The 24514-nt window shown below is 71.1% G+C and carries 19 protein-coding genes, 1 tRNA gene and 1 pseudogene; 15 read left to right on the forward strand and 6 right to left on the reverse strand.

Annotation, left to right across the window (positions count from 1 at the left end; translation table 11 throughout):
• The first annotated feature begins 7 nt into the window (after positions 1 to 7).
• The 8 genes from M8C11_RS24505 (at position 8) to M8C11_RS24540 (ending at position 7461) form a co-directional block, all read left to right on the forward strand.
• The gene (locus tag M8C11_RS24505; RefSeq protein WP_120570445.1) at positions 8 to 979 is read left to right on the forward strand and encodes a site-specific tyrosine recombinase XerD; all 972 of its coding nucleotides are present in this window, start codon (positions 8 to 10) and stop codon (positions 977 to 979) included.
• 194 nt (positions 980 to 1173) lie between these two features.
• Entirely contained in the window at positions 1174 to 2097 is a 924-nt protein-coding gene (locus M8C11_RS24510) for a ParA family protein (RefSeq protein ID WP_013285595.1), read from the forward strand.
• Positions 2098 to 2138: 41 nt separating this feature from the next.
• The gene (locus M8C11_RS24515) at positions 2139 to 3206 is read left to right on the forward strand and encodes a ScpA family protein (RefSeq protein WP_252453462.1); all 1068 of its coding nucleotides are present in this window, start codon (positions 2139 to 2141) and stop codon (positions 3204 to 3206) included.
• 4 nt (positions 3207 to 3210) lie between these two features.
• Entirely contained in the window at positions 3211 to 4215 is a 1005-nt protein-coding gene (gene scpB / locus M8C11_RS24520) for an SMC-Scp complex subunit ScpB (RefSeq protein ID WP_252453465.1), read from the forward strand.
• On the forward strand, positions 4202 to 4972 hold the full coding sequence (locus M8C11_RS24525) for a pseudouridine synthase (protein ID WP_252453467.1): 771 nt from the start codon (positions 4202 to 4204) through the stop codon (positions 4970 to 4972). The genes scpB and M8C11_RS24525 overlap by 14 nt, the downstream gene beginning before the upstream one ends.
• Positions 4973 to 5144: 172 nt before the next feature.
• Entirely contained in the window at positions 5145 to 5825 is a 681-nt protein-coding gene (gene cmk, locus M8C11_RS24530) for a (d)CMP kinase (protein ID WP_252453470.1), read from the forward strand.
• Entirely contained in the window at positions 5822 to 7231 is a 1410-nt protein-coding gene (gene der / locus M8C11_RS24535; RefSeq protein WP_252453473.1) for a ribosome biogenesis GTPase Der, read from the forward strand. The genes cmk and der overlap by 4 nt, the downstream gene beginning before the upstream one ends.
• A 156-nt stretch (positions 7232 to 7387) precedes the next feature.
• Positions 7388 to 7461: transfer RNA gene (locus M8C11_RS24540), tRNA-Pro, on the forward strand.
• Between the two features lie 203 nt (positions 7462 to 7664).
• Here the strand turns inward: M8C11_RS24540 and M8C11_RS24545 are convergent.
• Both M8C11_RS24545 and M8C11_RS24550 read right to left on the reverse strand, forming a co-directional pair.
• A complete protein-coding gene (locus M8C11_RS24545) occupies positions 7665 to 8069 on the reverse strand; it encodes a hypothetical protein (RefSeq protein ID WP_139135487.1) in 405 nt (134 codons plus the stop codon).
• 584 nt (positions 8070 to 8653) lie between these two features.
• Complete coding sequence (locus M8C11_RS24550) at positions 8654 to 9319, reverse strand: TetR/AcrR family transcriptional regulator (protein ID WP_252453476.1); 666 nt, start codon at positions 9317 to 9319, stop codon at positions 8654 to 8656.
• A 91-nt stretch (positions 9320 to 9410) separates the two neighbouring features.
• Between M8C11_RS24550 and M8C11_RS24555 the strand changes: the two genes are divergently transcribed.
• Genes M8C11_RS24555 through M8C11_RS24575 form a run of 5 tightly spaced genes read left to right on the forward strand, consistent with a single transcriptional unit; the run spans position 9411 to position 14539 of the window.
• Positions 9411 to 10559: an acyl-CoA dehydrogenase family protein gene (locus M8C11_RS24555; protein WP_013477304.1), complete on the forward strand. Its 1149-nt coding sequence runs from the start codon at positions 9411 to 9413 to the stop codon at positions 10557 to 10559.
• Between the two features lie 14 nt (positions 10560 to 10573).
• Positions 10574 to 11332, forward strand: a complete 759-nt coding sequence (locus M8C11_RS24560) for an SDR family NAD(P)-dependent oxidoreductase (protein ID WP_252453479.1) — start codon at positions 10574 to 10576, stop codon at positions 11330 to 11332.
• Between the two features lie 32 nt (positions 11333 to 11364).
• Positions 11365 to 12537: an acyl-CoA dehydrogenase family protein gene (locus M8C11_RS24565; protein WP_116507000.1), complete on the forward strand. Its 1173-nt coding sequence runs from the start codon at positions 11365 to 11367 to the stop codon at positions 12535 to 12537.
• A complete protein-coding gene (locus M8C11_RS24570) occupies positions 12534 to 12998 on the forward strand; it encodes a MaoC family dehydratase (protein WP_013477301.1) in 465 nt (154 codons plus the stop codon). The genes M8C11_RS24565 and M8C11_RS24570 overlap by 4 nt, the downstream gene beginning before the upstream one ends.
• Positions 12995 to 14539 (forward strand): long-chain fatty acid--CoA ligase, encoded by a 1545-nt coding sequence (locus M8C11_RS24575; RefSeq protein ID WP_252453482.1) that lies wholly within the window; start codon positions 12995 to 12997, stop codon positions 14537 to 14539. Before M8C11_RS24570 ends, M8C11_RS24575 begins: the two co-directional genes overlap by 4 nt.
• A gap of 839 nt (positions 14540 to 15378) precedes the next feature.
• Here the strand turns inward: M8C11_RS24575 and M8C11_RS30635 are convergent.
• Positions 15379 to 15742 (reverse strand): annotated as a pseudogene (locus M8C11_RS30635) (site-specific integrase); the annotation flags it as partial.
• Between the two features lie 103 nt (positions 15743 to 15845).
• Between M8C11_RS30635 and M8C11_RS24580 the strand changes: the two are divergent.
• On the forward strand, positions 15846 to 16376 hold the full coding sequence (locus M8C11_RS24580; RefSeq protein ID WP_252453485.1) for a pyridoxamine 5'-phosphate oxidase family protein: 531 nt from the start codon (positions 15846 to 15848) through the stop codon (positions 16374 to 16376).
• Between the two features lie 155 nt (positions 16377 to 16531).
• On the opposite strand, the gene M8C11_RS24585 is transcribed toward M8C11_RS24580, so the two are convergent.
• Together M8C11_RS24585 and M8C11_RS24590 are read right to left on the reverse strand one after the other, a co-directional pair.
• Positions 16532 to 16840 (reverse strand): protein-arginine deiminase domain-containing protein, encoded by a 309-nt coding sequence (locus tag M8C11_RS24585; protein ID WP_252453488.1) that lies wholly within the window; start codon positions 16838 to 16840, stop codon positions 16532 to 16534.
• Between the two features lie 6 nt (positions 16841 to 16846).
• Positions 16847 to 19846, reverse strand: a complete 3000-nt coding sequence (locus M8C11_RS24590) for a BTAD domain-containing putative transcriptional regulator (RefSeq protein ID WP_252453491.1) — start codon at positions 19844 to 19846, stop codon at positions 16847 to 16849.
• Positions 19847 to 20180: 334 nt separating this feature from the next.
• Here M8C11_RS24590 and M8C11_RS24595 point away from each other — a divergent pair, with 334 nt between their 5' ends.
• Complete coding sequence (locus M8C11_RS24595; RefSeq protein WP_252453494.1) at positions 20181 to 23129, forward strand: hypothetical protein; 2949 nt, start codon at positions 20181 to 20183, stop codon at positions 23127 to 23129.
• A gap of 287 nt (positions 23130 to 23416) precedes the next feature.
• On the opposite strand, the gene M8C11_RS24600 is transcribed toward M8C11_RS24595, so the two are convergent.
• The gene (locus tag M8C11_RS24600) at positions 23417 to 24205 is read right to left on the reverse strand and encodes an SAM-dependent methyltransferase (protein ID WP_252453497.1); all 789 of its coding nucleotides are present in this window, start codon (positions 24203 to 24205) and stop codon (positions 23417 to 23419) included.
• Positions 24206 to 24514 lie beyond the last annotated feature (309 nt).

The following is a 24514-nucleotide window of genomic DNA, read 5'->3' on the forward strand; positions in this document are numbered from 1 at the left end:
GACCGCTGTGCGCGCGGCCGGCGCGGAACCCGCGCCGGCCCTGCGCCGTGCGGTCCGGACCTACCTGGACCACCTCACCGTCGAACGCGGGCTGTCCGCGAACACGCTCGCCTCGTACCGCCGGGACCTGGACCGCTACCTCGCCACGCTGGCCGCGGCCGGGGTGGACGACCTGGCCGCCGCCGGGCCCGCGCAGGTCGAGGCCCACCTGGCCCGGCTGCGCGCGGGCGACGACGACCACCCGCCGCTCGCCGTCTCCTCGGCCGCCCGCGCGGCCAGCGCGGTCCGCGGCCTGCACCGCTTCGCGCTGCGCGAAGGGCTGGCCGGCGCCGACCCCAGCCGCGACGTCCGCCCGCCCGCGCCGCCGCGCCGGCTGCCCCGCGCGCTGCCCGTCGACGCGGTCCTGCGGCTGCTGGAGGCCGCCGGCCCGCCCGGTGCCACCGGCGACGCCGCCGCCCGCGCGCTGCGCGACCGGGCGCTGCTGGAATTCCTGTACGGCACCGGCGCGCGCATCTCCGAGGCGGTCGGCGCCGCCGTCGACGACCTCGACCTGGACGCCGGCACCGTGCTGCTGCGCGGCAAGGGCGGCCGGACCCGGCTGGTCCCGGTCGGCGGGTACGCGGCCGACGCGCTGCGCGCCTGGCTGGTGCGGGGCCGCCCGGCGCTGCTCGCCGCCGGGCGCGGCACCCACGCGGTGTTCGTCAACGCCCGCGGCGGCCCGCTCACCCGGCAGGGCGCCTGGACCGTGCTGCGCAGCGCCGCCGCCCGCGCCGGCCTGCCGGTCGACGGACCCGACGCGGTCTCGCCGCACACGCTGCGCCACTCGTACGCCACCCACCTGCTCGACGGCGGCGCGGACGTGCGCGTGGTGCAGGAACTGCTCGGCCACGCCTCGGTGACCACCACCCAGGTCTACACATTGGTGACAGTGGAACGGCTGCGCGAGGTGTACGCGACAGCCCATCCCCGGGCTCGCTGAGCGCCGGCGTCGGGAGACCCGGCTGACGGGCGGCCGACACGCCGACCCGCTACCGAACGTGCTGCTGGCCGGTGGCGTACAGTCGGCATCGGCGCGGGCCTCCAGGTACGACGGACCGGGGGTGCGCAGCGGCGCCGCGAGGGACGTCGGACGGCTCCGACGCCGGGTGGTCGTCGGGAGGGGGCAACGAGGACATGGCAGGAAACGGTGACCGTGCCGAGACCTGGACGTCGGAGCTCCGTGAGCAGCAGGCGACGCTCGGTGCCGATCTCGGCCCCGCCGACCCGGCCGCGTACACCATGCGCAAGCCGATCCCCGAACCCATGCCGACCGACCGGCACGGCCCGGCGCGGATCATCGCGATGGCCAACCAGAAGGGCGGCGTCGGCAAGACCACGACGACCATCAACCTGGGCGCGGCCCTGGCCGAGTACGGCCGGAAGGTGCTGCTCGTCGACTTCGACCCGCAGGGCGCCCTCTCCGTCGGGCTGGGCGTCAACCCGCACAACCTGGACCTGTCGGTCTACAACCTGCTGATGCAGGACGACGTCACCGCCGAGGACGTCCTGATCAAGACCGACGTGGCCGGGCTGCACCTGCTACCGGCGAACATCGACCTCTCCGCCGCCGAGATCCAGCTGGTCAACGAGGTCGCCCGGGAGATGGCCCTGGCGCGGGTGCTGCGCACCATCCGCAAGGAGTACGACTTCATCCTGATCGACTGCCAGCCCTCGCTGGGCCTGCTGGCGATCAACGCGCTCACCGTCGCGCACGGCGTGCTCATCCCGCTGGAGTGCGAGTTCTTCAGCCTGCGCGGTGTCGCGCTGCTGCTGGACACCATCGACAAGGTGCGCGAGCGGCTCAACTTCGACCTGGAACTCGAAGGCATCCTCGCCACCATGTACGACAGCCGCACCACCCACTGCCGCCAGGTGCTGCAGCGCGTGGTCGAGGCGTTCGGCGACAAGGTCTACCAAACCGTCATCACCAAGACGGTGAAGTTCCCCGAGTCCACGGTGGCCGGTGCCCCGATCACCACCCTCGACCCGGCCTCCTCGGGCGCGCGCAACTACCGGCAGCTCGCCCGGGAGGTCATCGCCGCCCAGGCGGACCGGTAGGTCGCACGCCGGCCGCCCGCCGCGTCGTCTACGGTTTCCCGGTGACCGCACCGCCCCTCGACCCGCCGCACGGCACCGGCGACCCCGCCGTCGCCGCGGAGCTGGCCGCCGAGGTCGACGGTGTGGTGCCCGCCGATCCGGGCACCGGCGAACAGACGAGTGGCTTCACGGTCCGGCTGGACAACTTCACCGGCCCGTTCGACCTGCTGCTCCAGCTGATCAGCAAGCACAAGCTGGACGTCACCGAGGTCGCGCTGCACAAGGTCACCGACGAGTTCATCGCGTACCTGCGCGCCATGGGCGACCAGTGGGACCTGGACGAGACGAGCGAGTTCCTGCTCGTCGCCGCCACCCTGCTCGACCTGAAGGCGGCCCGGCTGCTGCCCTCGGCCGAGGTCGAGGACGAGGAGGACCTGGCGCTGCTGGAGGCGCGGGACCTGCTGTTCGCCCGGCTGTTGCAGTACAAGGCGTACAAGGAGGCCGCGGCGCACATCGCCGAGCTGGAGGCGGTCGGCGGCCGGCGCTACCCGCGGGCGGTCACCCTCGAACCGCGGTACGCCGAGGCGCTGCCCGACCTGGTGCTCGGCATCGGTCCGGAGCGGCTGCGCAAGCTCGCGGTCAGGGCGATGAGCCCGAAACCGGTGCCCGAGGTCTCCATCGCGCACGTGCACATGGTCCGGGTCAGCGTCCGGGAACACGCCGGCATCATCGCCGACCGGCTGCGCCGCGCCGGGGTCGCCACGTTCTCGCTGCTCTGCGCCGACTGCGAGATGACGCTCGAGGTGGTGGCCCGGTTCCTGGCGCTGCTGGAGCTGTACCGGCAGGGCCTTGTCGCGTTCGTGCAGGAGCAGGCGCTGGAGGAACTGACCGTCCGCTGGACCGGCCCGGCCGACGGCGAGGCCGAGCTGACCGTCGACGAGTACGCCGGCAGCCCCGAACCCACGACCACGTCCGTCCCCGCCGCCCCGGCCGACGCCGCGGCTGCTCCGGCAGACGTCGGCGCCGGGGTGAGCGACGCCGCCGTGCCGGGCGACGTCGCCGCAGATGCCGCATCCGACGCCGCCGTGCCCGCCGAGGCGGCGGACGAACACGCACCGACGCAGGAGTGAACGGATGAGCGACGAGGAACGCCGCGACTCCCTGGCCGACCAGGCCGCCGCATGGGTGCCACCGTGGGAGCGCCCCGCCCCGCCCCGGTTAGCACCGGACGATTCCGACGCGGCCGCCGAGCAGCCGGAACCCGAGATCGCGGACACCACCGATTCCCGGGAAGCAGATCTCGACGCGACACCGGATTCCGCGGCGGATCTTGGAAGCGAAGGGCCCTCAGAGGGGCCCATTCCTTCCAAGATCGCCACGGTTCAGGGGGATCTTGGTACGGGGACGCCCCTCGGAGGGCGGGACCGTACCAAGATCTCGGGAGAGGCCGGGACGGACGACGCCGGGGGAGACGTCGGCCTGCCCGCGCGGGACGCGGCGCCGGAGGCGAGCGGGGGAGCGGGTGCTGAGGGCGTACCCCCGAAGCGGGGACGGCGGCGAGCCGCGCCGGAACCGGTGCCCGCGCCGGTCCTGGACGACGCGGAGCTGCGCGGCGCCCTGGAGGCGATCCTGCTCGTGGTGGACCAGCCGGTGAGCGAGCTGGTCCTGGCCGAGATCCTCGAACAGGCCCCCGAGCGGGTCGGCGCGATGCTCGACGAGATCGCCGCCGGGTACACCGCCGCAGGGCACGGGTTCGACCTGCGCCGGGCCGCGGGTGGCTGGCGTCTCTACACCCGGCCGGAATACGCGACGTACGTGGAACGGTTCGTACTGGACGGGCAGTCCGTGCGGCTGACCCAGGCCGCGCTGGAGACCCTCGCCGTGGTCGCCTACCGGCAGCCGGTGACCCGTTCGCGCATCTCGGCCATCCGGGGTGTCAACTGCGACGGGGTGCTCCGTACCCTGGTGGGTCGCGGCCTGGTCGAGGAGTGCGGCACCGAGGCGGACAGCGGTGCCTACCTCTACCGGACCACCACCATGTTCCTGGAGAAGCTGGGGCTGAACTCGGTGGACGACCTGCCGCCGCTCGCCCCGTTCCTTCCCGACGACGTAGAAGAGCTTGCCGATGCGACGCGATGACCGTGCCCCGAAGCCCGACGCCCCCGTGTACGAGGGCGCCGAGCGCCTGCAGAAGGTGCTCGCCGCCGCGGGGGTGGGTTCCCGGCGCGCCTGCGAGGACCTGATCTTCCGGCGCCGGGTCACAGTGAACGGGCGGGTGGCGCAGCTCGGCGACAAGGCCGACCCGGCCCGCGACGTGATCGTCGTCGACGGAGAGCGGCTGCAGGCCGACGTCCGCCTGGTCTACGTGGCGATGAACAAGCCGCGCGGGGTGGTCACCACCATGGCTGACGAGAAGGGCCGCACCGAGCTCGCCGACTTCATCGGCGCGCGGCTGGAGCAGCGGGTCTACCACGTCGGGCGGCTGGACGCCGACAGCGAGGGCCTGCTCCTGCTCACCAACGACGGCACCCTCGCCCACAAACTCATGCACCCGTCGTACGAGGTACTCAAGACCTACCTCGCCGAGGTCGCCGGGCCGATCCCGCGCAACCTGAGCAAGCGGCTGGCCGCCGGTGTCGAGCTGGAGGACGGGCCGGTGAAGGTCGACGGGTTCAAGCTGGTCGACACGCTGGGCAAAACCGCCCAGGTGGAGCTGACCCTGCACGAGGGGCGCAAACACATCGTCCGGCGCCTGATGGCCGAGGTGGGACACCCGGTGAGCCGTCTGATCCGTACCTCGATCGGTCCGATCAAGCTCGGCGACCTGCGCACCGGGCGGATGCGGCGGCTGACCAACGCGGAGGTCGCCGCCCTGTTCAAGGCCGTGGGTGACTGACCCCGACGATCGGGGTACGGCTCCCGGTAGGCTTCGACGCGGTCCGCGGGCCGGCACACGCCGGCCCGGTGGGACGCCCGCGCGGCGCGGGCATGATTCAAGACGGAACATCCGCTCAACGGCGCCCGACAAACCGGGGCGACCCGCGAGGTACGGGCTGAGGAGGACAACGGTGGAGGAAAACGTACCGGCCGGGCGATGCGTGGTCGCTGTGGACGGGCCGTCCGGTTCGGGGAAGTCCACCGTGTCGCGGCGACTGGCCACGGGCCTCGGCGCCCGCTACCTCGACACCGGCGCCATGTACCGGGCGCTGACCTGGGCGGTCCTGCGCTCCGGCGTGGAACTCACCGACACCGAGTCGGTGGCCAAGGTCGCCGCCGAGGCCGACCTCCGCATCGGCACCGACCCCCAGGGGTACGCCGTGACCGTCGACGGCACCGACGTGTCCACCGCCATCCGCGGCGCCGAGGTGACCAAGGCGGTGTCCGCTGTCGCCGCCGTCGCCGCCGTACGCGAACTGCTGGTGGACCGGCAGCGGCGGGTGATCGCCGACGCGGGCCGGATCGTGGTCGAAGGCCGGGACATCGGCTCGGTGGTCGCGCCGGACGCGGAGCTGAAGGTGTACCTGACCGCCTCCGAGGCGGCGCGCGCGAAGCGGCGCAGCGCCGAGGACGCGGCCGACGTCGCGGCGACCGCCGCCGACCTGGCCCGCCGGGACCGGCTCGACTCGACCCGCAAGGTCAACCCGCTCCAGCAGGCCCCCGACGCGGTGGTGCTGGACACCACCGAGCTGGGCATCGACGAGGTCGTGGCTCGCTTGCGCGAGATGCTCACGGAGCGGGGCGTGGCATGAGTGACGATGATTTCGGTGGCTGGGTGGAGTTGCGCGAGCCGGAGGTCGACTCCGGTGAGCCGACCGGCCCGCAGCCCGTCGTGGCAGTGGTCGGCCGCCCCAACGTCGGCAAGTCCACGCTGGTCAACCGCATCATCGGCCGCCGCCAGGCGGTCGTGGAGGACATCCCCGGTGTGACCCGGGACCGCGTGCCCTACGACGCGCAGTGGAACGGCCGGTCGTTCACAGTGGTGGACACCGGCGGCTGGGAGCCCGACGCCAAGGACCGGGCCGCGGCCATCGCCGCCCAGGCCGAGATCGCGGTGGGCACCGCCGACGTGGTGCTGTTCGTGGTGGACGCCATGGTCGGATCGACCGACGTGGACGAGGCCGCGGTGAAGATGCTGCGCCGCAGCGCCAAGCCGGTGATCCTGGTGGCCAACAAGGCCGACAACACCAACATCGAGATGGAGGCGACCGCGCTGTGGTCGCTCGGCCTCGGCGAACCGTTCCCGGTGTCGGCGCTGCACGGCCGCGGCTCCGGCGACCTGCTCGACGCCATCCTGGACGCGCTGCCCGAGGCGCCGAAGATCGTGGAGAACCGGCCGCGCGGCCCCCGCCGGGTAGCGCTGGTCGGCCGCCCCAACGTCGGCAAGTCCAGCCTGCTCAACCGCTTCTCCGGCGAGGAGCGGGCGGTCGTCGACTCGGTCGCCGGCACCACAGTCGACCCGGTCGACAGCCTGGTCGAGATCGGCGGCGAGACGTGGCAGCTGGTCGACACCGCCGGCCTGCGCAAGCGGGTCGGCAAGGCCAGCGGCACCGAGTACTACGCCAGCCTGCGCACCGCCTCGGCCATCGAGGCGGCCGAAGTCGCCGTGGTGCTGATCGACTCCAGCGAGGTGATCAGCGAGCAGGACCAGCGGATCCTCACCATGGTCGTCGAGTCCGGCCGGGCGCTGGTCATCGCGTTCAACAAGTGGGACCTCGTCGACGGCGACCGCCGCTACTACCTGGACAAGGAGATCGACCGGGAGCTGCGGCGCATCCCCTGGGCGATCCGGCTGAACCTGTCCGCGAAGACCGGCCGCGCCGTCGACAAGCTCGCACCCGCGCTGCGCAAGGCGCTCGCCAGCTGGGAGACGCGCATCCCCACCGCGCAGCTCAACCAGTGGCTCACCGCGCTGGTCCAGGCCACCCCGCACCCGGTACGCGGCGGACGCGCGCCACGCATCCTGTTCGCCACCCAGGCCGGGGCGGCCCCGCCGCGGTTCGTGCTGTTCACCACCGGTCCGCTGGACGCCGGCTACCAGCGCTTCGTCGAGCGCAAGCTCCGCGAGGAGTTCGGCTACGAGGGCAGCCCGATCGAGATCTCGGTACGCCCGCGCAAGAAGCTGGGCCCCGGCGGCCGGGGCAAGGCGCACGGCTGACCTTCTGCTCGCTGTTTGCCGCTTTGTTGCCGCGCCACACCCTCCTAGGACGCTCTAGGGGGTGTGGCGCGCGGCGCAGGAGGGGCCTGTGCGCGCGGTGCGAAGATCCTGCGCTAAGCTGTACCGGCTGCCGCGGGGGAGACCTGGCGGGGGCATCGGGACGTGGCGCAGCTTGGTAGCGCACTTGACTGGGGGTCAAGGGGTCGTCGGTTCGAATCCGGCCGTCCCGACAGGATGAAGTAGCAGGTCAGAGGGCTGGTCCCGAAATATCGGGCCGGCCTTTCCGGCTTTCTGGGGACCACGCCGTTCAAGTGCGCTGTCCAGTAGCGCTCCTTGACCGCTGGTCAAGTCTCAAGCGTGAGGGCAGGATTCCGGCTGCCGTAGCACTGCCGTAAGCGCTCTTCACCGGGTCCGTTGTCGGCTAGGCGCCCTGTCAGCCGCTGTCGCGGCAATGCAGCCAGCCTGCGATGACCACAACGGGCAACGCGAGGAACATGCCGACCAGATGGGCGGCCACGGCCCATGAGTCGAGGTTGGCCCCGTCCATTCCCTTGTGGTTGATGAACAATGCCCAGGCGCCACACGGGACGAACAGCACTCCCATCATGACGGCACCCACCGACAGTAGAGCCATCGAACGACGGATAGCGGCCGTCATCAAAACGACGCTCAACGCGGCCGGCACGCCCAACCAGACGCTCGTCTGGCTCCAGTCGATCCCCTGCGGGGCGGAGGTCATCAGACGAAGATCGGCGTCAACCAAGGCCCAGCCCCAACCAGCCGCGACGTTAGCCAGGCTGAGAAACGCACCCGCCCACATGAACCACACAGCTCGCACGGCGGGCAGCATAGCCACTGCGTCAATCACGGTCCGCACTACGCCCGGACCTCATCGCCACAGTCCTCCGCACCTAAAGGGCCTCAGACTCCCAGGAACGCCGAGCTTAAGCCGTGTGCTGAGCTCGTCGAGCGGTTCAGCGTCCCGGGGGCCAAGCAGGGACCACACGGCCTGCGCGATGGCGCGCGGCATGGCGTTGACCGCACGTCCTGATCTTGGGGATAGCGTCCGTGACGTGCGGGAACGCTTACCAAATCGTCCTGGGGGTCAAGGGGTCGTCGGTTCGAATCCGGCCGTCCCGACAAAGAAAAAAGCCCTGACCAGCGGGAACACTGGTCAGGGCTTTGAGTTTCTTCGATGGAGATTTGAACCGCCCCCCGAAAACCCCGTTCACGTGGTGCGGCAACCAAGTTCGTCATCGGTGTGCATCGTTCGACATGTCCAGCTACGCGCCGTCGCGTTCACCGAAGTCGCGGCAGCAGTCAAGATCAACGATGCGGGTGCTGCCGAGGAAATCATCGATCAATCGGTGAAGGTTATCGGGGCGATCGGCGATCCTCGTCGGCGCGATCAGATGCTCGCCCTCATTGTTGGGCAGTTGGGTGCGGAGGGGGTGGTAGCGGCCCGATGTGCTCCTCGTAGGTGCGGGATAGCCCATCAATGAGTGCGTCGAGGCCGAGCGCGAAGGCGCCCTCGTCCACCCGTTGCTGATGCTCGGCGAGCCGGTGCGCCTGGGTCAGGTGCGGATACCGCTCCCCGTACAACCCCGGGTCCTCGACGAAGCCACGGGCGAACGATCCGAGCGCGGAGCCCGCCACGAAGTAGCGCATCAGCGCGCCGATGTGCGTCGCGCGCGCGGGCGGCCAGCCGGCAGCGACGAGCCCGCCGTAGACCGTGTCGGCCATCGCCAGCGCTGCCGGCCGCCGGCCCGGCCCGCGGGCCAGGTACGGCACGATGTTCGGGTGCGCGGCCAGTGCCGCCCGATACGAGTGCCCCCACCGGCGCAGCGCCTCGCGCCAGTCCAGGCGCCCGAAGAAGGAGACGTCCACCTGGGCGGTCACGCTGTCGGCCACTGCGTCGAGGATGTCGTCCTTGGTGGCGAAGTGGTTGTAGAGCGAGGGCCCGCGTACGCCGAGTTCGGCAGCGAGCCGGCGGGTGGAGAACGCCTCCAGCCCGTCCGCGTCGATCAGCGCGGCGGCGGCATCGACGATCCGCTGCCGGCTGAGCAACGCCTGCCTCGGCCGGGGCATCCGCGCCTCCCTCGCTCACTCGTCGGCCCGCGGCAACTCTGCCACAGCCGGGTCTGGACGTACTTAAACTTGCAGCGCTAGTTTATGTCGCATGGACCTTCAGCTCTCCGCGGAGCAGGCGGCGGTTCGTCAGCTCGCCGCCGAGTTCGTCGACCGTGAGGTGGTCCCGCACGCCGCGGCCTGGGACCGACGCGAGTCGGTCGACCCGGAGATCGTGGACAAGCTCGGCCGGCTGGGCTTCCTCGGGCTGACCATCTCCGAGGAAGACGGCGGGTCCGGCGGCGACCACCTCTCCTACTGCCTGGTGCTGGAAGAGCTCGGCCGGGGCGACTCCGCCGTCCGGGGCATCGTCTCGGTGTCGCTCGGGCTGGTCGCCAAGGCCATCGCCGCGTACGGGTCCGCCGCGCAGCGGGCCGAGTGGCTGCCCCGGCTCTGCGCCGGCACCGCGCTCGGCTGCTTCGCCCTGACCGAACCGGACAGTGGCTCGGACGCGGCCGCGCTGACCACCCGGGCGACCCGCGACGGCGGCGACTGGCTGATCACCGGCGCGAAGACGTTCATCACCAACGGCACCGTGGCCGACGTGGTCCTGCTCTTCGCCCGCACCGGCGGACCCGGACACCGGGGCATCAGCGCGTTCCTGGTGCCCACCAACGTCGCCGGGCTCACCCGGAGGGAGATCCACGGCAAGCTCGGGCTGCGCGGGCAGGCAACCGGTGAGCTGCGCTTCGACGCCGTCCGGGTGCCCGACTCGGCGCGCCTCGGCCCGGTCGGCGGCGGGTTCCGGCTGGCCCTGGCCACCCTGGCCAAGGGCCGGATGTCGGTGGCCGCCGGCTGCGTCGGCATCGCCCAGGGCTGCCTCGACGCGGCGGTCGGCTACGCCGGGCAGCGCACCCAGTTCGGCAAGCCGATCGCCGGGCACCAGCTGGTGCAGCAGTTGCTCGCCGCCATTGCCGTGGACACCGCCGCCGCCCGGCTGCTGGTGTGGCGGGTGGCCGACCTCGTGGACCGGGGCGAGGCGTTCGCCACCGAGGCCTCGATGGCCAAGCTCTTCGCCAGCGAGGCAGCGGTCCGGGCGGCCAACAACGCCGTCCAGGTCTTCGGCGGGTACGGCTACATCGACGAGTACCCGGTCGGCAAGTACCTGCGCGACGCCCGGGTGGCCACCCTCTACGAGGGCACCAGCCAGATCCAGCAGCTGCTCATCGGGCGCGCGCTCACCGGCGTCAACGCCTTCTAGCAAAGGGGATAACCGTGACCAGATTCGCCGACCGGGTGGCCGTCGTCACCGGCGCCGGGCAGGGCATCGGCGCGGCGACCGCGCACCGGCTGGCCGCCGAGGGTGCCGCCGTCGCCGTGGTCGACCTCGACGAGGAGCGCAGCCGGGCGGTCGCCGACGAGATCACCGCGGCCGGCGGCCGGGCCGTCGGCATCGGCTGCGACGTGACCGACCCCGCGGCGGTGGCCGCGATGAGCGACCGGGTGGTGCAGGCGTACGGCGGGTTGCACGTGCTGGTGAACAACGCCGGCATCACCCGCGACGACCTGCTGTTCAAGATGCCACTGCCACACTGGGAGGCGGTGCTGACCACCAACCTGACCAGCATGTTCCTCTGCTGCCAGGCCGCCCAACAGCACATGGTCGCGGCCCGCTACGGCCGGATGGTCAACCTCAGCAGCCGCTCCGCCCTCGGCAACCGGGGCCAGGTCAACTACGCGGCGGCCAAGGCGGGGGTGCAGGGTCTGACGGCCACCCTCGCCATCGAACTCGGCCCGTACAACGTCACGGTCAACGCCGTAGCCCCGGGCTACGTGGCCACCGCGATGACCGCCGCCACCGCGCAGCGGGTCGGCAGCAGCCCGGAGGAGCATCAGCGGACGGTCGCCGAGCACACCCCGCTGCGCCGGGTCGCCCAGCCGACCGAGATCGCTTCGGTGATCGCCTTCCTGGCCAGCGACGACGCGTCGTACGTCAGCGGACAGACCCTGTACGTCAACGGCGGCGCGCGCTGAGGCGCGTCGGCGGACCAGCACCCGGAGGGGACATGGACTTCGCGCTTTCCGACACCGAGCGGGCGATCCGCGACACCGCCCGCGACTTCATCACCCGGGAGGTCATGCCGCTGGAGCAGGAGCTGCTGCGGCGGGAACGGGCGCACCGGCCCGGACTGGAGCACAGCGAGCTGCGCGAGTTGCAGCTCAAGGCGCGCAAGTTCGGGTTCTGGGGGCTGGCCACCCCGGAGGAGTACGGCGGCATGGACCTGCCGGCCGTCACCCAGTCCCTGATCTGGACCGAACTCGGCCGCTCGTTCGTGCCGTTCCGGTTCGGCGGCGAGGCGGACAACATCCTGTTCCACGCCAATGACGAGCAGAAGCGCGAGTACCTGGTCCCGACCATCGAGGGGGAGCGGCGCAGCTGCTTCGCGATCACCGAGCCCGGCGCCGGCTCCGACGCGGCCAACATCAAGCTCAGCGCCCGCCGTGACGGCGACGACTGGATCCTCAACGGCGAGAAGACCTTCATCACCGGCGGTCACGACGCCGACTTCGCCATCGTGATCGCGGTGACCGACCGGGAGAAGGGGGCCCGCCACGGCGGCGCCACCGCGTTCCTGGTGGACCGGTCGATGGGCTGGCGCTCGGAGTTCATCCAGACGATGGGCGAGGGTGGCCCCGCCTCGCTGGTCTTCGACGACGTCCGGGTACCCGGGCGCAACATCCTCGGCGAGCCCGGGCAGGGCTTCAGCCTCGGCATGGAGTGGATCGGCAAGGGCCGTTACATTATCCCGTCGCACGCCGTCGGCATCGCCGAGCGGGCGTTATCGATGGCCATCGACTACGCCAACACCCGGGAGACCTTCGGCGCGAAGATCGGCACCAACCAGGCCATCCAGTGGATGATCGCCGACTCGGAGACCGAGCTGGAAGCGGCCCGCTGGCTCATCCTGCGCGCCGCCTGGACCGTCGAGCAGGGCATGGACCCGCGGCACGCCTCCTCGATGGCGAAGCTTTACGGCGCGGGCATGGTCAATCGGGTGGTCGACCGCGTCCTGCAGATCCACGGCGGCATGGGCTACACCCGTGAGCTGCCGATCGAGCGCTGGTACCGGCAGGTCCGGCTGTACCGGATCTTCGAGGGCACCGACGAGATGCAGCGACTGATCATCTCCCGCGACCTGCTGCGCGGCTACACGAAGCTGGGAGGGCACCTGGCATGAGGGTCTTCGCGTCCATCGAGGAGTTGGCCGAGGCGACCGGCGAGACCCTGGGCCCCGGCCCTTGGTTCCGGATCGACCAGCAACGGGTCGACCGGTTCGCCGACGCCACCGACGACCGCCAGTGGATCCACATCGACCCGCGACGGGCCGCGGCCGGCCCGTTCGGCGGCACCATCGCGCACGGCTACCTCACGTTGTCCCTGCTGCCGGCGCTGGCCGGTGGCCTTTACCGGGTCGAGGGGGTGGCCATGGGGGTCAACTACGGCCTCAACCGGGTGCGCTTCCCGGCCCCGCTCCGGGTCGGCAGCGCGGTCCGCGCCACCGCGACCCTGGCCGGGGTGTCACCCGTGGACGGCGGCGTGCAGGTGGTCACCGCGGTCGCCGTGGAGAGCGACGCCGGCGGCAAGCCGGTCTGCGTCGCCGAGACGGTCAGCCGCCTGGTGCGGGGCGTGGCCCGATGACCGCGCTGTCGCTGGCCATGGTGCTGGCCGAGTCCGCCCGCCGGCACGCCGACACCGTCGCCGTGGTCGACGGCGACACCCGGGTGACGTACGCCGAGCTGTGGCTGGAGGCGCGCAGCTACGCCGCCGGGCTGCGCGAGCGGGGGGTCGGCCCCGGCGACAAGGTGGCCCTGCTGGCCCCGAACGTGGTGGACTTCCCCCGGGTCTACTACGGGGCCCTCGCCGCCGGCGCGGTGCTCGTCCCGGTGCACCTGCTGCTGACCGTGGACGAAGCGGCGCACGTGCTGACCGACAGCGGCACGAAGCTGCTGGTGTGCCACAGCTCCCAGCTCGCCCTGGGCGCCGCCGCCGCGGCGGCGGCCGGCGTGCCGCTGGTGACCGTCGGGCCGGCTGCTGCCGGCGCGGTCGCGCCCCGCCTGGAGGAGCTGAGCCACCCGCTGCCACCGCTGCCGTCGTACGTCACCCGGTCGGCGGAGGACCCGGCGGTGGTGCTCTACACCAGCGGCACCACCGGGGTGCCCAAGGGCGCCGTGCTCACCCACCTCAACCTGGTCATGAACGCCACCGTGAACGTCTTCGACGCCAACGACGCGCGCAGGACGGACGTAGTGCTCGGTTGCCTGCCGCTGTTCCACAGCTTCGGCCAGACGGTGGCGATGAACGGCACCTTCCGGATCGGCGCGACGCTGGTGCTGCTGAGCCGGTTCACCGGGCCGGCCGCCATCGACCTGATGCTGCGTGAGGGGGTGGACGTCTTCCACGGCGTGCCCACCATGTACGTGGCGCTGCTCGACGCCGCCCGGGACCGGGACGACCTGCCCCGGCTGCGGCTCTGCGTCTCCGGCGGGGCGTCGCTGCCGGTGGCCGTGCTGGAACGGTTCCACGCCGCCTTCCAGACGACGGTCTTCGAAGGGTACGGGCTCTCCGAGACCTCACCCACCGCCACCACCAACCAGCCGCACTTCGGCACCCGCGCCGGGACCATCGGGCACCCGGTCTGGGGCGTGGAGGTGGAGATCGCCCGCGCGGAGGTGGACGAGCGAATCGAGCTGCTGCCGACCGGAGAGCTCGGCGAGATCGTCATCCGGGGGCACAACGTCTTCGCCGGTTACCTGGGGCGGCCCGAGGCGACCGCGGAGGCGGTGGTGGACGGCTGGTTCCGTAGCGGTGACCTGGGACGCAAGGACGCCGACGGGTTCATCACCATCATCGACCGGAAGAAGGACATGATCATCCGGGGTGGCTTCAACGTCTACCCACGCGAGGTGGAGGAGGTCCTTGCCGGGCACCCGGCGGTCGGCCAGGTGGCGGTGATCGGGGTGCCCGACCCGCGTCACGGCGAGGAGGTCTGCGCGGTGGTGGTGGTGGACCCGGCCAGCCCGGGCCTGCCCGACGAGCAGGAGCTGATCGACTGGTCGCGGGAGCATCTGGGCCGGCACAAGTACCCGCGGCAGGTCCGGTATGTCGACGACCTGCCGCTCGGGCCGAGCCACAAGGTGCTCAAGCGGGAACTGCGTCGCCGGATGGCCCCGCCCGACTGACCACCGCCCGCCGTCCGCTGCCACCCGCCCAGGCCGCGGCCCTCGTCGCGCTCACCGCGCATCGAGGGCCGCTTCCTCCGGCTGTCGCGCCGGCGAGCGTCGCCCGCCGTCGTGCTCGGCGGGCGGTCCCGGCGGTGGCGTCGAATACTGAGCCGATGACCAACCCCGACCTCGATCCCGAGGTGTACCCGCCGATCGACCCGCGTGTGGACGTGCCGGACGGCCCCGGCGCACTCCTCCCGGACACCCCCGGGTGACGATCGTGCTGACCGAGGACCGGCTGCCGCAAGTCCGGTCGGTACACGATCTATAAAGCTGACGGGGAGCCACAGCCAGAGGGCGGGGGCCGGCCCGCCCGGCACCAGCCGGCCCACATGGCCTCGGTGTGCGGCAGCGCCTCGTTGAATCGGCCGGTCAGCGCGACGGCAGGGATCAGCTTGCTCGCCGAGGCGTAAGGATGGTTGTTGATCAGGTCATCCTGGTACACCCGCTCGGCGGCGGCTAGAGGATGTCTCGTAACTCCGTCGCTCGTCGAGGCCGCGTATCGAGGACCCCGTCGAGATCGGGATACGCCTCGATCGCCCTGACTCGTCGCGCAGCGTCGTGTCCGGCCGGCAGGTTCGGACCGGACCACCGTGCTGCCGGGGATCAAGCGGGCTGTGCGAGCGGTGAGGCCGAAGGGCGGCGTGAGATATCCCTGCTCGGCGACCATCGAGCCTGCTCGCTGGCTTGCGACAGATCCGCCGCACCACTGCCACCCCACTGAGGCAGGTGGGAGCGGTCAACGGCCTCTGGTTCGTCTTGGGCTAGTGGGCATTACTGATTAAGAGGGCGCGTAGCTAGGGACCGCCTGGGGACCGGCGGGCCTTCAAGTGGGCGCTGAGCGCCAGCGCCGTTCCGGCGTCCGTGATCGACTGCCGGTCGGGGTGTAGGTAGCGCTGGGTCGTGGTCAGCGATCCGTCTCCGGCGATTTTCCGTAGGACGTGCACCGGTACGCCGGCGTCGGCCATCCCGGGTGAGGCCGGTGTGCCGCAGGTCGGTCCGGGCGCGTTTCCCCTTGGTGCCCTTGTCGATGAGGCCACCGGGGCTGGGTGTGGTCTGGCGGCGCACTGTCCACATCCACGTTTCCCGGTCGATGTCCTCGGCCCGCACGCCGGAAACCTCGCCGATCCGGGCGGCCGTGCAGGCGGCGAATATCATCATGACGCAAGGTGTCAGGTTTTGGGTGGAGCATGGGTTCATCGGTCGGCGCCGGTGAGAGGCGCGGACCACCGGCGCAGACAGATGCGGAGAGACAAGAACTTCCATGCGCGAAACCCCAGAAGATCTCGAAAAGCTCCAAGCCCTCCTTGACGCCTCCCTCGCCGGCTCCACCTCCCACCTCCGCTCGATCATCAACACCGCGCGCACACTGAACGCGGAGCAGCTCACCCAGGTCCTCACCGGCATGTGCACCCTCGCTCTGTCCAGCGTGACGGCGAAGGGTGAGCCGCGGATCAGCGGTGTCGACGGGCACTTCCTGCGAGGCAAGTGGTACTTCGGCACGGCGCCCGACGCCGCCAAGGCGCGTCACCTCGCGGCGCGGCCCGCCGTCAGCGCCGCACATATGCGCGGTGAGGACCTCGGCGTCTTCACGCACGGCAAGGTGGAGATTCTCAACCCCCGCAACGGCGACCAGGCCACGGACTGGCCGGACGTGCTCGCGTACTTGAAGGACTTCTACGGCGACGACCTCTTCGACTGGGACAACGACGTGGTCTACTACCGGCTGCATCCGCACTGGATGGCCGTCTATGCCCCAGACATCGCAAAGCTCACCGTGGCGTCCCAGCCCTGAGCCCAGGGCCTGTCCTGCCGATCATGGCAGCCGGATGACAGCGGCGACACGACATCCGGTTTCCGCCACTCGTGGTGGTCGGACACCCTTGCGGGCGACCAAGACGGCCGGCAGCGGCGACGGTACGTCGCACACTGCCGGCCACCTTGGTGGATTCATCGAGCGGGACGCCACCAGGGCGTGGTGCCGCCCAGGTCGCGCTGGACGTTGGTGACGCAGTGGATGTCGCCACCGGCCGTACCGACGTAGTGCGAGTAGTCCCAGTCCTCGACCCAGCGGACGCGCACGCCGGCCCGCCCCAGCGCCTCCTCGGTGGCCCGCTGGAATACGTCGTACCCACCCTGCCGCGGCCCGTGCTGGGCCGGTGCCAGATATCCGCCGGTGCCCGTGCTGATGCCGTTGGCGGCGTCCGGCAAGTACGTGACGGTCAGGTCCTTGCGCGGGTAGTCGTCGGGCCCGGTCACGACAATTCAGTCGTCGAGCGTCTTCAACAGTCCAAGCGTGCGCGACTCGATCAGCCGGTAACCGGCTTCGGTCGCCATGCGCAGCGCGGCCTTGGCGTGCTCGCGAGCGACGTCGGGCTGCTCGGTGGCCAGGCACACCGCCGCCAGCCCCACCAGCGCACTCGCCTCGCACCACACGAACCGGGTCTGCCGGGCCAGGTCGAGCGCCAGGCGGTGTTCCTCGGCTGCCTCTGCCGGCCGTTCAGCGGCCAGCAGCACACGGCCGTAAGCCTCGCGTGCCCACGCCTCGGTGCCGGCGTCGCCGATCTCCTGCGTCAACGCCACTGCACGTCGCGCGTCGGCGCAGGCACCTGGTGCGCGGTCCGTCATCGACCACAACAACGCACGTCCGCTGAGCGCCGTCGCCTCGCCGTACTGATAGCCCAGATCGCGGTTGGCGACCAGCGCCCGGTCGTACAACTCCTCGGCGGCTTCCCGGTCTCCACGGTCGCGGCGGATGCCCGCGAGGTCAACCAGAAGAACCGCTTCGTTGTATCGTGAGCCGCTCCGTTCCGCGCAGGCCAGTGCGTCCCGGATGTGCTGGTCCGCCTGTGACAGCGCGCCGAGCTGCCAGTGTGCGAAGCCGAGGTTGGCGAGGGACATGGCCTCGCCGCCGTCGTTGCGGTATTGCCGGTTGAGCTCCAGGGATTGTCGGGCGCAGTCGATTGCGGCTCGGGGGTTGCCGAGGCGCTGGTGCACCGCGCTGAGATTGTTCAACAGGGCCGTGCGTCCCTCCGGCCACCGGTCATGGGCGTTGATGCGGAGGCCGTCGAGGAGGTGTTGGCGGGCTTCCTCGTATCGGCCGGCGGTGACGTGGGCGAGGGCGATGCTCAGGTGCATGCTGGCCTGGGCTGTCAGGTCGTTCGCGGCCTCCGCGGCGGCCAGCCCTCCGGTGGCTGCGGACAGCCACTCGGCGCGGCGTCCACGCTGGTGGAACCAGGCGCGTAGGGCGTCGGTGAGCTGCCAGACAAAGCGTGCATGCCCGTGGTCGGCGGCGTGGTTGATCGCCGCGATGACATTGGCTGCTTCTGCGTCCAGCCACGCCGATGCCTCGTCGGCATCGGGAAACGATTGTTGCGGGGCCGGCCCGGGGAGCCTGAGGAAGTGGGGGATGAGTTGACGTCCGGCGGCGTCGGCCCTGCTGCGATAGTGCTCAAGCAGACGCTGCCGGGCGTCGTGACGGGTGGTGTCGTCGTCCTCCGTGACGAGCCGGTCCACGGCGTACTGGCGGAGCAGGTCGTGAAACCGGTATCTGTCGCCTCCCTGGTGCTCGATCAGGTGTGCGGACGCGAGGGCGCGGAGTGTTCTCGTCGCGACGGGGGGCGCGACCCCCTCGAGCGCGGCGGCGACGTGGGCGGTGAAGCTGCCACCGGGGACCAGCCCGATGTGACGGAACATTCGTTGCTGAGCGGTGGGCAGGGCCCGATACGACATCGCGAAGGCCTTCGTGACCGCGCCCTCGTCGGCACCGTCGACGGTCAGGCTGGTGAGAGGACCGCCCTCGTCGAGTTCCTCGGCCAGTCCGGCGATGTGGGGATGGCCGCTCGTCTGTAGGTTCGCTGCCGCTATCCGCAGTGCCAGTGGCAGGTGCCCGCAGAGGTGGGCGAGGCGGGCCGCGGCGTCGGCCTCGACCCGAACGGCCTCGTCGCCGAGCATCGCCGCCAGCAGCCGTACGGAGTCCGTCGGGCTGAGCACGCCCAGCAGCAAAGATCGGGCGCCGGCCCGGACGACCAGCTCGCCGAGCCGGCGACGGCTGGTGATCAGAACGGTGCCGCTGGGCGGGATCAGCGGTATCACCTGGTCAGCGTCACGAGCATTGTCCAGCACCAGCAGAATCCTGCGGCCGGTCGTCGTCGAGCGGAACAGCGAGACCCGGCCGTCCTGATCGTCCGGAACGACGCGGGGGTCGACACCGAGCCCACCAAGTAGCTGTCCGAGCGCGGCGGACGGTGTGACGGGTAGGCGCTCGACGTCGAAGCCGCGCAGGTCGATGAACATCTGACCGTCAGGGAAGGCGTCACGTACCCGGTGCGCCCAGCGCACCGCCAGCGCCGTCTTGCCGACTCCGGGGATTCCGCTGAGAACCCAGACCGTCGTGGCGCTGGATCCGCCCGACAGCTGGTCGAGACGGGTCATCTCGTCAGTTCTACCGATGAAACCCGGTACGTCCTGTGGCAGCTCTTCCGGACGGTGCGGGACGCTCGACAGTGCGTTGTCGCGTTCCGCCGGCAGCACCGGATCACCCCTGAGGATGAGCCGGTGCAGGCGGCTGAGCTCGCGTGACGGTTCCAGGCCGAGATCGTCGTTCAGCCGGGTGCGGAGATTGCGGTAGACCTCCGATGCTCGATCGGCCTGGCCCTCGAGGTACAGGGCTGTCATGAGCTGACCGACGAGGCGATGCCGGTAGGGCTGTCCGGCCACCTGGTCGGACACCTCGCGCACCACTCTCCTGGTGCGACCCAGCCGCAGCAGCGCGTCCGCCCGGTCCTCCGCAGCCGTCCAACGGGCCTCGATGAGACCCGAACAGAGCAGTTGGCGTCCGGAATCGTCGACGACGTCGAGCAGTGGCTCACCTCGCCACAGGTCCAACGCCTGGTCCAGCAACTCCACGGTGGTGAGATCGTCGGAAGAGCCTGCGGCCTGCTGGACGAGGGCGGAGAAGCGGTGTGCGTCGACTGTCGCCGGATCGGTGTGCAGCCGGTAGGCGCCGCGCTCGCTCAGCAGCTGCGCGGATGCACCGATCTGCCGGAAGGTGGCCCGTAGGCGCGAGACCATGGCCTGCACCGTCGCCCGTGCGCTGGGTGGGGGCGCCTGCGCCCAGATCAGGTCGATGAGCCGGTCCGCAGGGACCGGTCGGTTGGCCTCCAGGACGAGCGCCGCCAGGAGCAACCGGGGCTGTCGCCCTCCGATGGCGACGCGGACACCCTCGGACCAGATCTCCACCGGCCCGAGGACCCGAAACTCCATGTGCACCTTCCTGCCGTCGCTACGTGTGCGGGCCGGCGCGACTCCTCTGCAAGCATTTTGCAAGATCGCTGCATGCGCCGGCCCTGATTATGGTCGAGCCCGCTGACGGTGAGCGGGCGGTACGAGCGTGCGCTTCGCGGCGCGGCCAGCACGGGGTGGCTGCGAACGACGAAGGGTGCGCAGAGTCCGGTGCGCTCACCCGGGGGGGCGATGAGCGACGCGTCGCCGGGGTGCGAAGCCTGCTGGCCGAGCACAACGATCCACCGGCCGGACGCGCCCTCCACCGGCCGGCACCGGCACCGGCACCGGCCGGTCATCCAATAGAGGGAGTGCGATGAGAGACCCCCTGGCCCTGCTCAGCGCGACAGTTGTGCTGGCAGCGGCCGTGCTGACCAGTGGCGCCGCTCAGGCGGCGCCCGATTCGGTCGCGGCGCCAGCCGCCGTGGGAGCCGTCGCGCCGCCGCAGACCGAGCCGCGAGTCGCCGCCCCGCCGGTCCCGCAACCGACGCCGTTCAAGGAGGCGCCGCTGCGCACCACCACCGGCAGGACGGCCGCCCCGCCCGACTTCGGCCCCGGGGAACGCGTGCTCTCGGCGTACCACCGGGGGAAGATCTCCCGCGACGACGCGGTGCGGTACGGCCTGGGCGCGGTGCGCTCGCCCCGGTCGGTGCCGGCGCACCTTCGACCGACCGGGGCCATCCACGACCCGCAGCGATACCTGACATACCTGTCGATGTTGGCGGCGAGCGCCGATCCGGAGGCGGCGCGGACGATCGCGCCAGATGTCGCGGTGCCCGCCGGCGCCGCCACGGCCGCCGGCTACGACGACTGCGCCGCCGAACCGTACGACTACCTCGGGGTCACCTATCGCTGCCGGGCGTCGGCCGGCGAATTCCTCGTCCTCTACAACATCGCCGGCGGAGGCAGGCCGGGCATCCCGGCGGACGCCAACCCGAACGGCCGGGCGAAGGCGGTGCAGCATCTGCTGAACGCGCTCTCGATCGCCGTCGACGAGTATCGCGAGATGGGCTACCCGCTGCCCGTGCGGGACGGCAAGCCCTGGGTGCTGGTCTACGGCGTCGATGAGATCCCGCTCGTCGGCGGGGCCGGCCTGCCGATCGACGCGCCGTTCGTCCTGCCGTTCGGCTTGAACCAGCAGGCGACCATGCTGGTGCCCAACGGGCAGGACGACTGGGACTACCTGCCGCGGCATGAGCTGTTCCACGTCATGCAGTACCAGTACTGGGATCGGTCCGACGTCGGCCTGGACTACCTGGCCCTCTTCGTGGGCGGCAAGGAGTTCGGCTCGATGAACTGGTGGATGGAGGCCACCGCGGAGTGGGCGACCCGCCAGACCTACGCCCGGGCGCCGTACGTGCCCATCCCCGGCGAGGAGAAGCTGTACGCCCGCAACGTCTACGACGTGCTCAGCAAGCCCGGGGCAGCACTCAACTCCTGGGGCGGGCTGGGCGGCGGTCCGCAGTATGGCGCGTTCCTGCTGCCGACCTACCTCACCGAGCAGGTCGACGCCTCCTTCGTGCGACGCACGTGGGAGAGCATCCGGGACCACGACCATCTGCCGATCGAGGCGATCCGGCACACCGCTGAGGGCTACGGCCTGAACTTCGCGGACATGCTCCTCAACTACCACATCGCCAACTATCGACTGGCCAAGGCGAACGCCGCGCCCGCCCCGACCGTGGACGCCTGGCGCATCTACGGCTACTCCGACTCCGACGCGAGCCTGTGGCGCAGCAACCTGACCGGCGCGAGCGGGACGAGCGGCGACGCCCTCGGGGGCGCCAGACCGGCCCGCAAGAGTCACTCGACGCCCGCCGGCGCCCAGGCGGAGTACCAGGACATCCTGCGTAAGGGCGGTGCTGTCTACCACGACTTCCGCGCGGTCAAGAACTCCGGCGACGCGAGCTGCGGATACTGCTCGACACTGATGGTGGACACCACCAGGGACGCCAACCGCAGATCTGCCGTCGTCGTCTGGTCGCCGACGGGAAGCACCGGCACGCTGGCGAAGTACCCGAGCATCCACACCGTGCGCCATCCCGACGCGGGTGGACTGATCACGGTGCCGGACTTCGCGTACCCCATGGTGGCCACTCTGGTGACCACCTGGACCGAACTGGACATCCACTCCGCCGACGCGGACAGCAGCCCGAAGACGTTCACCACGAATGTGGAGAGCGTGCTGCCACTCACCGCCCGCTCGTGCGCGCTGCGCCCGCTCTCGGTGCGCAGCGTCGAGACCACGGTCGAGCCGGAGGGCGTGTTCAACAGATACGCCGCCAGCACGCCGGACGGCTGGACCGGCGGCGACTCCACGTACTCGGTGAAGCTGCCCGACGGCCGGATCGTCTGGCTGTTCTCCGACACCTGGATGGGCCCGCTCAACAGCGACGGCACCCGCCCGGTGAGCGCCCCCCTGGTCAACAACACCTTCGTCGTGCAGAACGGCGCCAGCCTCACCACCTACCAGGGCGGCACCGCCGGGGCGCCGCGGGCGTTGATGCCGCCGTCCGGGCCAGGAAAGTGGTACTGGGTCGGTGACGGCCACCTCTCGGGCGGACAACTTCAGGTGGTGTACCAGGAGTACGAGCGTTTCGGCTCCGGCGCCTGGGACTGGCGGTTCAACCGCAACGTCGTCGCCGACTTCGCCCTGTCCAACCTGCGGACCCCGGTCAGCGTCCGGGAGTTGCCCTCTGCCAGCGGGGTCGCCTGGGGCTCGGGGCTGCTGCCGGCCAGCCGCAGCGGCGACGGCTACACCTACGTCTACGGCGTCGACGACTCCCCGATCAACAAGCAGATGCGCATCGCCCGGGTGTACGGCAGCGACCTCGCCAACGGCACCTGGCAGTACCACACGCCGTGGGGCTGGACGCTCCGCGAGCAGAACTCCCGCAACCTGCTGACCGGCATCGCCAACGAGTACAGCGTCAGCCCCTGGGGCGGACAGTTCCTCCTCCTCAGCCAGGACAGCACCGAGGCGTTCAGCGGACAGATCAACGCCTGGACGTCCTGCTCACCGTACGGCCCCTTCACCCAGAAGACCCCGGTCTACCGCATGCCGGAACCCGGCCCCTACGGCAGCTACTGGAACCCCAACGTCATCTCCTACAACGCCCACGTGCACCCCGCGCTCAGCTCCGGTGACACCTTCATCGCCTCCTACAACGTCAACAGCATGGACACCCGCGTCTCCCCGGACGCGGACCACTACCGCGATCCGGGCATCTACCGCCCCCGCTTCTTCCGATTCGTCCTCGGATGACTACTGCGGTTCCGCCGGGCGTCGGACACGCCCGGCGGAACCATCGGGCATCACCGGTACCGGTGTGTGCCTGCAAGAGCGCGACCGCGACGTGGGGGCAGCAACCTCGACGACCTGCGGGACCCCCACGTCGCGGCGTGTCTGGGGGCCGCCGATGCCGGGCGTGCCGGACCCCGGCCACGTACCTGCTCATCGCCGGCGACCTGGCGCCCGCCGGCACCGCCGATCTCGAACCAGGCCTGGTCACCGTCGAGGGGCGGGCCGACCGCGGCCGGCGACGCGACTGGTCAACCGAGCCGGCCCACCCCGCAGTATGTGGCGAAACGGCGCGGGTCCTCGTCCGGGTCCACCGGCCAGTCGGGCCGCCACTCGGGCAGCTGCACCAGCCCCGGCGCAACGAGCGTGTAGCCGGTGAAGAGCCGTTCGATCTCGGGCCTGCTGCGCAGGGTCATCCGGGCGGTGTTGGCGTACCCCTGGTTGTAGGTGTCGCGTAGGGCCAGCGCGTCGGCACGCTCGTCGGAGGAGGCGTGCGACAGGGCGAGGTAGCTGCCCGGGGCGAGCCGGTCGCGGTAGTGGGCGATGATCGGCGCCGGGTCGGTCGTGAGCTGGTGCAGCACGCCGACCAGCAGCACCGCGACCGGCCGTTCGAAGTCGAGCACGTCGCGCAGCGTCGGGTCGTCGAGCACAGCGTCCGGCTGGGTGAGGTCGGCGTGCAGCACCACGGTCCGCGGGTCGTCGACTAGGAGGCGTCGGCTGTGGTTGAACGCCACGGGGTCGATGTCGACGTACGCGACAACGGTGTCCGGGGCGAGCTGGCCGGCGACCTCGTGCACGTTGCCCGCCGTGGGGATGCCGGAGCCGAGGTCGAGGAACTGCCGGATGCCTGCGTCGACGAGCGCGCGGACCGCGCGACGCAGGAACGCGCGGTTGGCCCGCATGATGTGCCCGATGTCGGGCATGGCCTTCTCCATGCGGGCCGCCAGCGCACGGTCCGCGGCGAAGTTGTGCGACCCGCCGAGGAAGTAGTCGTAGACCCGCGCAGGGCTGGGCGTGTCGAGATCCGGGGTGAGGTCCATGACACAAGTGTCAGTCGATACGCCTGTTCCGCGCTGCCCGGCGCGACTGGCGCGGGAGGTGTAGGCGCGATCTGCTCTTCGCTGTAGCGGGCGCGGGTGTCGGTCTCCTCTTGGAATGGCGTGTGCTGGTGCCAATCGGCGCGCTGACGTTCTGCCTGAGCTTTCGGCGATCCGACCGGCGACGACGGGCGGGTCGACGCCAGCGTCGAGTACCGCCCGGTAGCGGGCGAGTTGGCGTCGTGCTCGGCGATTGTGGTTCCGCCGGGCACGCCCTGGCGACCGCGGTGGGTGTGCCGGTGTAGGCCTGGC

Source organism: Micromonospora sp. CPM1 (assembly GCF_023896895.1).
Lineage (GTDB): Bacteria > Actinomycetota > Actinomycetes > Mycobacteriales > Micromonosporaceae > Micromonospora > Micromonospora tulbaghiae.

Bases quoted from the DNA above. Each gene is read 5' to 3' on its own strand.
- M8C11_RS24565 (WP_116507000.1), top strand. From the start codon at position 11,365: ATGGACTTCGCGCTTTCCGACACCGAGCGGGCGATCCGCGACACCGCC.
- M8C11_RS24600 (WP_252453497.1), bottom strand. From the start codon at position 24,205: ATGGACCTCACCCCGGATCTCGACACGCCCAGCCCTGCGCGGGTCTAC.
- M8C11_RS24570 (WP_013477301.1), top strand. From the start codon at position 12,534: ATGAGGGTCTTCGCGTCCATCGAGGAGTTGGCCGAGGCGACCGGCGAG.
- M8C11_RS24575 (WP_252453482.1), top strand. From the start codon at position 12,995: ATGACCGCGCTGTCGCTGGCCATGGTGCTGGCCGAGTCCGCCCGCCGG.
- M8C11_RS24550 (WP_252453476.1), bottom strand. From the start codon at position 9,319: ATGCCCCGGCCGAGGCAGGCGTTGCTCAGCCGGCAGCGGATCGTCGAT.
- M8C11_RS24525 (WP_252453467.1), top strand. From the start codon at position 4,202: ATGCGACGCGATGACCGTGCCCCGAAGCCCGACGCCCCCGTGTACGAG.
- M8C11_RS24580 (WP_252453485.1), top strand. From the start codon at position 15,846: ATGCGCGAAACCCCAGAAGATCTCGAAAAGCTCCAAGCCCTCCTTGAC.
- M8C11_RS24555 (WP_013477304.1), top strand. From the start codon at position 9,411: ATGGACCTTCAGCTCTCCGCGGAGCAGGCGGCGGTTCGTCAGCTCGCC.
- der (WP_252453473.1), top strand. From the start codon at position 5,822: ATGAGTGACGATGATTTCGGTGGCTGGGTGGAGTTGCGCGAGCCGGAG.
- M8C11_RS24595 (WP_252453494.1), top strand. From the start codon at position 20,181: ATGAGAGACCCCCTGGCCCTGCTCAGCGCGACAGTTGTGCTGGCAGCG.
- M8C11_RS24510 (WP_013285595.1), top strand. From the start codon at position 1,174: ATGGCAGGAAACGGTGACCGTGCCGAGACCTGGACGTCGGAGCTCCGT.
- scpB (WP_252453465.1), top strand. From the start codon at position 3,211: ATGAGCGACGAGGAACGCCGCGACTCCCTGGCCGACCAGGCCGCCGCA.
- M8C11_RS24590 (WP_252453491.1), bottom strand. From the start codon at position 19,846: ATGGAGTTTCGGGTCCTCGGGCCGGTGGAGATCTGGTCCGAGGGTGTC.